At 34.0% G+C, this 9,668-nt stretch carries 11 protein-coding genes; 8 read left to right on the forward strand and 3 right to left on the reverse strand.

All coding sequences use genetic code 11. The features are described 5' to 3' along the window. Positions 1–462: 462 nt before the first annotated feature. On the reverse strand, positions 463–843 hold the full coding sequence (locus AC3WOM_RS24520; protein WP_427549113.1) for a hypothetical protein: 381 nt from the start codon (positions 841–843) through the stop codon (positions 463–465). A gap of 444 nt (positions 844–1,287) precedes the next feature. Here AC3WOM_RS24520 and AC3WOM_RS24525 point away from each other — a divergent pair, with 444 nt between their 5' ends. The 8 genes from AC3WOM_RS24525 to thrS all read left to right on the forward strand — a co-directional run bounded on the left by AC3WOM_RS24525 (position 1,288) and on the right by thrS (position 7,829). Further along, complete coding sequence (locus AC3WOM_RS24525) at positions 1,288–1,500, forward strand: hypothetical protein (RefSeq protein ID WP_492448754.1); 213 nt, start codon at positions 1,288–1,290, stop codon at positions 1,498–1,500. 851 nt (positions 1,501–2,351) lie between these two features. Continuing rightward, positions 2,352–2,750, forward strand: a complete 399-nt coding sequence (locus AC3WOM_RS24530; RefSeq protein ID WP_427549115.1) for a MarR family winged helix-turn-helix transcriptional regulator — start codon at positions 2,352–2,354, stop codon at positions 2,748–2,750. Next, on the forward strand, positions 2,750–3,097 hold the full coding sequence (locus AC3WOM_RS24535) for a DUF3147 family protein (RefSeq protein ID WP_427549116.1): 348 nt from the start codon (positions 2,750–2,752) through the stop codon (positions 3,095–3,097). Before AC3WOM_RS24530 ends, AC3WOM_RS24535 begins: the two co-directional genes overlap by 1 nt. A gap of 14 nt (positions 3,098–3,111) precedes the next feature. Continuing rightward, the gene (locus AC3WOM_RS24540) at positions 3,112–3,597 is read left to right on the forward strand and encodes a GNAT family N-acetyltransferase (RefSeq protein WP_492448755.1); all 486 of its coding nucleotides are present in this window, start codon (positions 3,112–3,114) and stop codon (positions 3,595–3,597) included. An 83-nt stretch (positions 3,598–3,680) separates the two neighbouring features. Next, on the forward strand, positions 3,681–4,145 hold the full coding sequence (locus AC3WOM_RS24545) for a hypothetical protein (protein ID WP_492448756.1): 465 nt from the start codon (positions 3,681–3,683) through the stop codon (positions 4,143–4,145). Between the two features lie 232 nt (positions 4,146–4,377). After that, positions 4,378–5,193, forward strand: coding sequence for a lipid II flippase Amj family protein (locus AC3WOM_RS24550; protein WP_492448757.1), 816 nt, complete (start codon positions 4,378–4,380; stop codon positions 5,191–5,193). 101 nt (positions 5,194–5,294) lie between these two features. Then, a complete protein-coding gene (locus tag AC3WOM_RS24555) occupies positions 5,295–5,531 on the forward strand; it encodes a hypothetical protein (protein ID WP_427549120.1) in 237 nt (78 codons plus the stop codon). A 381-nt stretch (positions 5,532–5,912) separates the two neighbouring features. Next, on the forward strand, positions 5,913–7,829 hold the full coding sequence (gene thrS / locus AC3WOM_RS24560; protein WP_492448758.1) for a threonine--tRNA ligase: 1,917 nt from the start codon (positions 5,913–5,915) through the stop codon (positions 7,827–7,829). A gap of 248 nt (positions 7,830–8,077) precedes the next feature. Here thrS and AC3WOM_RS24565 read toward each other — a convergent pair whose 3' ends face one another. Together AC3WOM_RS24565 and AC3WOM_RS24570 are read right to left on the reverse strand one after the other, a co-directional pair. Beyond that, a complete protein-coding gene (locus AC3WOM_RS24565) occupies positions 8,078–8,542 on the reverse strand; it encodes a hypothetical protein (RefSeq protein WP_427546111.1) in 465 nt (154 codons plus the stop codon). A gap of 141 nt (positions 8,543–8,683) precedes the next feature. Then, positions 8,684–8,854: an aspartyl-phosphate phosphatase Spo0E family protein gene (locus AC3WOM_RS24570; protein ID WP_427546113.1), complete on the reverse strand. Its 171-nt coding sequence runs from the start codon at positions 8,852–8,854 to the stop codon at positions 8,684–8,686. Positions 8,855–9,668: the final 814 nt, after the last annotated feature.

The following is a 9,668-nucleotide window of genomic DNA, read 5'->3' on the forward strand; positions in this document are numbered from 1 at the left end:
AGGTGGAATGCCGATGCCAGGTGGAATGCCAATGCCAGGTCGAACGCCAATGCCAGGTGGAATGCCAATGCCGGGCGGAATGCCAATGCCAGGTGGAATGTAGTACTCAATATTTTGATAATATAAATAGTCTATAACAGTAATTTGTATGTTTATCATAAACAAGCAATATAAAACCTCCATAAAGCTCAGCGCGAGACCGTACAAATTAGTATGGTCTTGTGTGTAATCGGAATAAGAGTTTGCCTAGGTTAAATCCATATGTAAGAATAGAATGTTAGAAGTGGGTGAGCAGCCACTAAAAAATTATTCGTACACATATTAATATCCCTTTGTTCAAAAGACCACAAAATAATAATGTACTTCTAAATAAAATTGCATTGCAGTAAAAAGCGTACCTATTCTAGCTGACGCAACAATTAGCCAAATGGTGCGTAGAAAAAAGTGAATTCAATTAAATTACTATAGTTTTTGCAAGAAAGCTTCAGCCGTTTCGGTTTGAAGAACGTGTAAAGAAACAATCTGGGAAATATTAAGTACAACATGATTGGCTGTCATCACTACTTTACCTACCTTGTACTTTACGTTTTCTAAAAGAATAGTTTCATCAAAATTAACAGCTTTACCATTCACTTCATTATTTTCGCTGTTTTGGATGGATAGATAGTAAATATGTCTAATGAGATTATTAGTGTTGGTATAGACTGCATCTGAATTATTAACAGTAATTTGGGTTCCTACATATACACCATTAGATGTAATTATACACAAAGAATTTCCTTGAAAATCTTTTATCTCTGTTATCGAACTCAATGCCGAGATAGTATCCATAAGGTTAGCCATAATTTATGCCTCTTTTCATAAAAATTAGAGTATTACAATATTCTTAAAAAATTTATCATAGTGGAATCACCTAAAAGAGTTACGAGAGTATCGCAAACTTACGAGATACGTCACGAGTAAATAAATCTTCTCTCCAAAGTTAGAAAGCAGTGAAAATCCCAATTCCACGGTTGATTTAAGTGATCCATGATGTGAATTTGGAGCTAGGGTCAATGTAGCAAGGATTCCATAATTATAATATTATTTGAATTTTAGTAAACTTACTACAAGTTTACAGAAATTCGTAAATAATAGTACGAAATTAATCGTATAAGTGCTTATCATGTATGTCAAAAACAAGCAATTGAAACTACTAAATTGATAGTCAAATTTCTGTTTTATTTTTCTAGTGATGACATATCATTCCCATTTGCACTATGATAAGTGTAGAAGGTGGTGTGAAAATTGAGTGGAAATTTAGAACATATTACAATCAGTTTTTGTGAACAAAACGGAGATGTAATTATGACCTACAATATTAATAATAATTTATCGGCTTTAATCCCTAATGTAGGTGATGTAGTTAATATTGATGATAAATATAGAGCTGTAAGTGAAAAAGCATTTATATACGGATTACAAACCATCGTAGTTACAATTTATTTAGAAGAATTATAGTGTGCAATGAAAGTCACATCAAACAAGATGTGGTTTTTTATTAACTAGAATAAACCTATCAACTTTATGATGTTATAGTTGATAAAAAAGTGACACATATTCCAGGATTACACCAATATTTAACGTTAATGGGAAAAATTTTTATTGGCAATATTGCATTAACACGAAAACAATTAGAAAAATGTTGGCAGGCTAGTTTTGCCTACTAGGAGGATGAAGAGTTTTATTTATCTATAATCAAGAGATAATTAAAATGAATACAATTGTTAAAAACAGATTTAGTATAGGTGTATTTGTGAAGAATTTTCGGTAAATAGTAATTAATTCTCGATAATTTTGCAAAGTTGGGCGATAAATTATCCAAAGTTCTAAATGAAAAGAAGAAGGAGCTGCCAACTGTCAGCTCCTTCTTTTTAGGAAAACATCGACATTATAAACACGGTATTTTGTAAAACGCTATGAAAGGTGTCTTCCTTCATATTTTTCATTTGCATGCCCATATTAATGAGTGTCAGGATGGGGATTGCTATGATAATGCCAGATAAAAATAAATATTTTGAATGGCTAAGTAATAGAGCTAACACCAAGATGGTGCCACCCACAATAAAATACAGAAAATATAACATATGAAACCCTAAATTTAAAAGAATAGTGTTATCATACTGTACAAATCTATTATTCTACAAGTATCTTTTTGTCGTAATTAGCAAGAATTAAAAATAAATAGTATATTTCTACAGACTGAAAAATCTGAAAATATAAACTTTATAACATATGAATTGAATCCCTGTTAATGCATCGTATTATACGATATAATCGTTTTATACGATATATTGAAAGGAGTTAATTTGATGATTCAGGATATAAATAATTATTTTACAACTATTTTTTATCATCTACATACAACACATGAAGATGTCATTTCCCATCAAAGCGTGCGAATTTTACAGATGATACAAAAGGAAGATGAGGTTACTGTTCGGGATATCGCAGGATTACTGAATATTTCTCAAAATACAGCCTCCGAGCATATTAAAAAACTCGAACGGAATGGCTGGGTGAGGAAGGAAAGGGCTGTTGATGATCAACGCAAAGTCATGCTTCATTTAACAGTTGAGGGGCTTGTGATTGTCAAAAAAAATACCGAATTAGACGATAATAAACTACAGCATGCTTTACATCAATTATCAGAAGATGAGCAACAAACCATTTTACAGGCATTTCGTTTATTAAGCGAGGTGTCGAAATAATGATCACGTTTGTTAAAATTCTTAGTTCTGCAGCGATTATTGGGATCGTTACAGAGGTAGCCAGAAGATTTCCAACGTATGGTGGTATTATTGCCGCACTACCTCTTGTTAGTATTTTAAGTATTATATGGCTGACAGTACAAAGTGAATCGAGCGAACATATTCAGCGTTTTACAGTTGGTGTGATCGTTGGTTTACCAGCAACAATGATGATGCTCTTTGTTATATACATGGCGATGAAGTCATCCATTCATATCGTTTTTGCCATAGGATTAGGCGTTGTTTCATGGGCCATATTTTTGGGCATCCAGAAAGCAATAGCTAGTGTTTTTCATATTTCGATTTAATAAGGAGTTAAAAAATGACAATTGTCTCGATTCAACAATTACCTCAAAAAGAAGTGCAGCAGTTTTTTAAGGAACACTGGGGAACGACAGAAATGGTCATATCTAGTGGTATTTATGACTGTAGCAAACTTGAGGGATTTGCATATATGGACACAAAAAAGAAGATACTTGGTCTTGTGACATATATTTTACGTGGAGAAGAGTGTGAAATTATTTCACTAGACAGTATTGTGGAAGGTAAGGGCATTGGTTCTTCACTTGTACAGGCTGTAGAACAGCAGACTTTCGCGACTAACTGTACAAGAATCACTCTTATCACAACTAATGATAATTTACATGCTTTAAAATTTTATCAAAAACGGGGCTATTTTTTAGTGGAAATTCTACAAAATGCTGTCGCACAAGCAAGACTCTATAAGCCTGAAATTCCTCTTGTCGGCAATGACGGTATTCCAATACGTGATGAAATAAGACTACAAAAACAATCTGTCTCTTACTAAGGCAGATTGTTTTTATCTTCTAGGTTTTCCAGTAGAGAATTTATCGTTATACTTGATTGGGAAACAGGAAAGTGAGGAAAGTAATGAAAAAAATTTTATTTGTTTTATTGTTTAGCGTTCTTGTGGTGGGAGCGGCATTCATCATTTATGTAAAAAGTAATGCGCCACTAGTAATTAGTGCTTATACAAGTCTTAAAGATAATCCAACGGTCAAAATAATTGAAGTAGAGAATAAAGGATTACAGGAAATACAGCTTCAGCAAATCCTTATTAACGATAAAGTACCTGAGAAGATAGAACTTGTTGTAAGTAAGTCTGCACCGTTTGAAGCAGAAATGAAGATGGAGAATGATCCCAACCTTATATTTTATAAATTAAGGCAGATTACTATTTTTCCTAGTCAATACATAGATCGTCAGGCAATAGGAAAGCAGCCTCAGCATTATGCTGTGAAAGTGGATGCGGCTAATATGAAAACTATAACGATAAAGTATACATATTTAAAAATTCCATTTACGTTAACAGCTACATTGCAAACGATAAAATGATTAGAATTGTTCAATATGATTTTATTAATTTGCTTGCATCCATACTCTTTGCCATTAAGACTTAATCAATCAACACATTAGATTTGTATAATAATTTTCCTTTCTGGTATAAGGAACTAAAAGATGGCGATAATGGAACCAATTGCGGTGGATTTCGTAAAATATGAATAGGGAAGCAAGCACAAAATATAAATATGTTAATCGAGTAATCTTTGAAAAGAAGGTAAAGAACTTGGACATTTTAACTGATAAATTGATTGTCATTGCGTTATTTATACTTATTATTCATTCGATTGAAACACTTGCCTATGCAGTTAGATTGTCGGGTGCCAGAGTAAAATTATTAGCCTCAGCCCTATCCTTATTTAATGTTATGGTTATGGTGTCTAGACTGGCTAATATGATGCAACAGCCTTTTACAGGTAGCTTAATTGATACAGTACCAGAGGTAAACACACTAGCCTTCGTCGAGCAGCAATTCCGAGTAATAATTGGCTTTGCTTCACTAGGTACACTAGTAGGCATACTGCTTTTACCTACATTTGTGGCCATATTTTCAAGAGCCATTATCCATTTATCGGAGGAAAGGGGCTCCATTCCAGCTTTATTCAAGAAAAGCGTGAAAATCGAGTATATCAAAAGAGGCTTCAAACATATTCATATGCCAAGCTTTTCCTACTTAAAAGGGATTAGTTGGCGTGATATTCCCTTTAAATTATTTATTATCAATGTACTAATTACTGCCATCTATACCATTGGGGTGCTGTCAGCCTTGTATGCAGCACTACTTGCTCCTGAAAGACATGCAACGGCTATGATGTCATCTGGACTAATTAATGGTTTGGCAACAATCTTGTTAATAATTTTTATTGACCCTAAGATTTCTATTCTTGCAGACGATGTTATCAATCAAAGGGGTAGTTATTTAAGCCTTAAACGAGTTTCTGTAATGATGATGGGTTCAAGATTATTAGGAACCGTTTTGGCACAGCTCCTATTTATTCCAGGAGCAAAATATATCGCATGGTTTACCCAGTTTATGACATGATAGCTTTAGTATACTTCCTCTGAAGGGCAATTAGGCTTCACTGAAAAAGAAAGTACTGATTCATTTTCAATAGCAGGTAGAAAAAACAGGAGAAAAGACGGGTGCAAATAGAAGAACTTGAAGGTGTTATTATTATTAATGGGCTAGAAATAAGTGGATTTATTGATAAAACAAAAAAGTGCACAAAATGTCAAAATTATACTATATATGATGATTCTTTTGATGCCTATTTTTGTGCTAATTGCAATGAATGGCAAGAAGAAAAATGCAGTGATCCACATTGTTATTACTGCGTACAAAGACCAGACTATCCTTTACCAACAGCAATAAGGATTTGAAAAAGCGTTGCAAAAAAAATTTTTCAAATATTGACAAGTTATATAATATTCGATTATAGTAGTTAACAATTTCATCAATCAATGAATTAGGTGATGATAAGGACACGAGAGTTGAGTAGCGATTCACAGAGAGGGAGGTATTTGCTGAAAGCTTCCTAATGCAGCAATCAAGTCTTACTACCTTTGAGCCGTGCTTGGAAACTTGCACCGTTATTGCAACGTTACTGCAAATCAATGAGCCACTAGCAAATCTAGTGGGAATTTGGGTGGAACCACGGGTAATGAACACATACTCGTCCCTTTTATGGGGCGGATATGTGTTTTTTTATTTTTTAATTAGTGTCTTATCGGACCTGATTATTCAAAAAAGGAGTAGAGAATATGTCAAATCAAGTTATTAACATTCAATTTCCAGATGGTCAACAGCAAGTATTTACAAAGGGTGTAACACTAACCGAAATTGCACAAACGATAAGCCCAGCTTTGCGTAAAAAAGCAATTGTAGGGAGTGCTAACGGAACCATCATTGATTTGACACGCCCTATTGTGGAAGATACACAAATCGCCCTCTATGATGCTGGCTCAAAAGAAGGTATTCAGGTAATTCGCCATTCAACAGCTCATTTGTTAGCACAAGCAGTGAAGCGTCTGTATCCTGATGCTCGTTTTGGCGTCGGACCTGTCATTGACAACGGGTTTTATTATGATATCCATCTAGCCCATCCGCTTGTGCCAGAAGATTTACTACAAATAGAAAAAATGATGAAGCAAATTGTACAAGAAAATAGTCCGATACTGAGAAGAGAGGTTACACGCAAAGAGGCACAGCAGCTATTTGCCCATGATGCATTAAAGCTAGAGCTATTAGCGGATATTCCTGAACATGATACAGTGACAATTTATGAGCAGGGAGAATTTTATGATTTATGTCGTGGACCACATGTATCTTCTACAGGTAAATTACAGCACTTTAAATTAATGAATGTTTCTGGCGCTTATTGGCGTGGTGATAGTAAAAATCAGATGCTTCAGCGTATATATGGTGTTGCGTTCGCCTCAAAAGAGGAATTAGCACAATACTTTGTTTTTTTAGAAGAAGCAGAGAAGCGAAATCATCGCAAGTTAGGAAAAGAGCTGGAGCTATTTATGTTTTCAGAGGAAGCACCAGGTATGCCGTTTTATTTAGCAAATGGCCAAATCATTCGTAATGAGCTAGAGTCTTATTTACGCCAGTTGCAAGCGAAATTTGATTATCATGAAGTACGGACACCATTGATGATGAATCAACGTCTTTGGGAGCAATCGGGACACTGGGATCATTATAAAGACAATATGTATTTTACACATGTAGATGATCAAAGCTTCGCGCTAAAGCCTATGAATTGTCCCGGTCACATGCTGATTTTTAAAAATGATTTACATTCATATAGAGATTTACCAATTCGAATGGCTGAATTTGGTCAAGTGCATCGACATGAATTTAGTGGTGCATTAAATGGACTTTTACGAGTGCGTACTTTTTGCCAGGATGATGCGCATATTTTTGTCACACCACAACAAATCGAGAAAGAAATTGCACTCGCTCTAAAAATTATTGATGAAGTATACCAGGTTTTTGGCTTCCAGTATGACATTGAATTATCCACACGTCCTGCTGATTATATGGGTGAATTGGAGCTATGGAATCAAGCAGAAATAGCGCTGGAGAACGTACTTAATCATTTGGGCTTGCCATTTACAATCAATGAAGGCGATGGCGCGTTTTATGGACCTAAGATTGATATTCATATTAAAGATGCTATTCATCGCAGCCATCAATGTGCAACAGTTCAGCTCGATTTCCAACTACCTGAGAAATTTGATTTAACGTATATCAATGAACATAATGAAAAAGTAAGACCAGTTGTTATTCATCGAGCTGTATTTGGCTCAATTGATCGTTTTTTAGGGATATTAATTGAGCATTTTGGAGGTGTGTTCCCTACATGGCTTGCACCGAAGCAGGTACAAATTATCGGTGTAGCAGATCAACACCAAGAATATGTACAGCAAGTAGTGGAGGTGTTACAAAAGGAACAGATTCGTGTGGGGGTAGATAGTCGTTCTGAAAAGCTTGGTAAGAAAATTCGTGAGGCGCAAATGAAAAAAATACCATATATTTTTGTATTAGGTGATCGCGAAAAAGATCAACAGTATGTTACTATTCGTAAACATGGTGAGCAATCCTTACATGAAATGCCATTATCACAATTTGTGGAGAACATCAGGCAAGAGATAAAACAAAAAGCAATTCGTTAAAATCCATACTTTAAAGATGTAGCTCGACTACTAGGCATATCTCATGAATCAAATCGATCACTGGGCCTAGAGTCGAGCTAACTTATGACCAAGGGTATGTGTCTTAGGGTAATTATTAAGCGATAGAATTTGAATTTTTTGTTAAAAATATTTTTGGGATTTACTTAAAAAATTCCATTATTTCATCATATTTGCTACTATTTCATAACTTTCAAGCATACAATGAAATAAATGACGAGTAATTGAAATTATGGAGCAATATGATTGTAATGGCTGTTTCCTAATAAAATGGATTGTGTCTCAGCGTCGATGACAAAATATTTATGATAGGTCTCCTGTTCAGTTTGTTTAAAGGATGCTAAAAAATATACTTGTCGATTGGGATGAATAAAAATATGTTGAGTGAGGTCTATTTGTTCACCTATAAAATTAGTTTTTACATGAAATGTTTCTTCAACCTTTGGAATGTCTTTAAAGGCTATTTTTTGACGAATGTTCAAGCTAGCATCAGAATATTCCTCATATAGTGCTGGATTAATTTTTTGATAAAACTCGTCCTCATTTTGAAATGACTGATATTGATTATTTGGATACTTATAGGAAGTAGCTGCAATAGGTGTACAGAGTGTGGGTGCAGAGTTTTCTACTAGATGTTGAGGCTGCTGTAGTAAAAAGCTTGAAACAAACATCAATGACATGAATAATACCTGCATCATTTGTCCTCCTTTTATAAATTATATTTCCCAATTACTTGTTATGTATACGTATCATGACAATAACATCAGGATTTGGATTGAAATTTATAAAGGGAACCTAATACAGGTTAATAGCTTGGGTATTTATTATAATGCTGGTTAGGAAACTTGCGCCTGTTTTGAATATCTATTTAATAATACATCCAATTCTTGACTACAATCTACCACAATAGGATGGGTGAAACCTAGATCCTTTGCCTTTCTATACATAGTTCTTCTCTTCATTTCGATTTTCACCTTCAAGAATTGTTTAAGCGATAATTGTACCAAGATACTTTCCTCCTAATTTTTTCTCCATTTTCTTGTCATAAAATCCATATGACCTCGATTCAACTTTCTCATTGTATACCACATAAAATAAAAAACATGTCATATTGTGTTTAGTATGCTAAATTCGTAATTTAGTCATAGAAGATCACCTTAATTCTCAGTGAGGGATAAAAAACTAAAATTTTGAATTAAATCTTTTCGCCTATTTTAATTTACTTTAATTGTAATATGTTTAAAATTTAAGACCCTGAATCCAAAGAGGTCAAGGTTTGGTTCATATGGCTTTTTAGAAAATATTTAGATCTCGATTAACTGAATTTGCATCTTTTTTACTAGTGAGTTTACTAGCTGCAATATTTGCACTTTTCTTTCACTTTTCTCAAATTTCGTATCTTGTCGTAATTTATCAAATAAACCTCTTTGTTGTTTTTTGCTGAGGATATTTTCAATTATTTGAAAAAATGTTAGGGATTTTTAAAAAATAAAGTAAAATAATGAAGACATTGATGTTGAAAGTAAAAAAGCTAAGGTGAACGAATTAATAGAGGCTATTAAAAGGTGTCTTCAAGGAAGATCAATAAATTGGATTAGGTCATAATTACATTATGCATGATTAATCGGAAAGATCTTAAAGGAAAGAATGCGCTCTCAAGCTATACTTTTTTGAATCAAAATATGTAAACGCCCACTCTATCAGATGTGGGCGTTTCATGTTGTTGAAATACTATTATGTCAAAGAAATCAAGGTGACAAATTAAAAAGTATAGCCCTTTTTCAAAACGAGGGGTTGATCTCCGTTCCGACTGAGTGCTTT

The organism is Lysinibacillus sp. FW301-JW8, from assembly GCF_058788755.1.

Coding starts and splice junctions, on each gene's coding strand:
- AC3WOM_RS24535 (WP_427549116.1), top strand. CDS start 2,750: ATGATCACGTTTGTTAAAATTCTTAGTTCTGCAGCGATTATTGGGATC.
- AC3WOM_RS24545 (WP_492448756.1), top strand. CDS start 3,681: ATGAAAAAAATTTTATTTGTTTTATTGTTTAGCGTTCTTGTGGTGGGA.
- thrS (WP_492448758.1), top strand. CDS start 5,913: ATGTCAAATCAAGTTATTAACATTCAATTTCCAGATGGTCAACAGCAA.
- AC3WOM_RS24530 (WP_427549115.1), top strand. CDS start 2,352: ATGATTCAGGATATAAATAATTATTTTACAACTATTTTTTATCATCTA.
- AC3WOM_RS24565 (WP_427546111.1), bottom strand. CDS start 8,542: ATGCAGGTATTATTCATGTCATTGATGTTTGTTTCAAGCTTTTTACTA.
- AC3WOM_RS24540 (WP_492448755.1), top strand. CDS start 3,112: ATGACAATTGTCTCGATTCAACAATTACCTCAAAAAGAAGTGCAGCAG.
- AC3WOM_RS24520 (WP_427549113.1), bottom strand. CDS start 843: ATGGCTAACCTTATGGATACTATCTCGGCATTGAGTTCGATAACAGAG.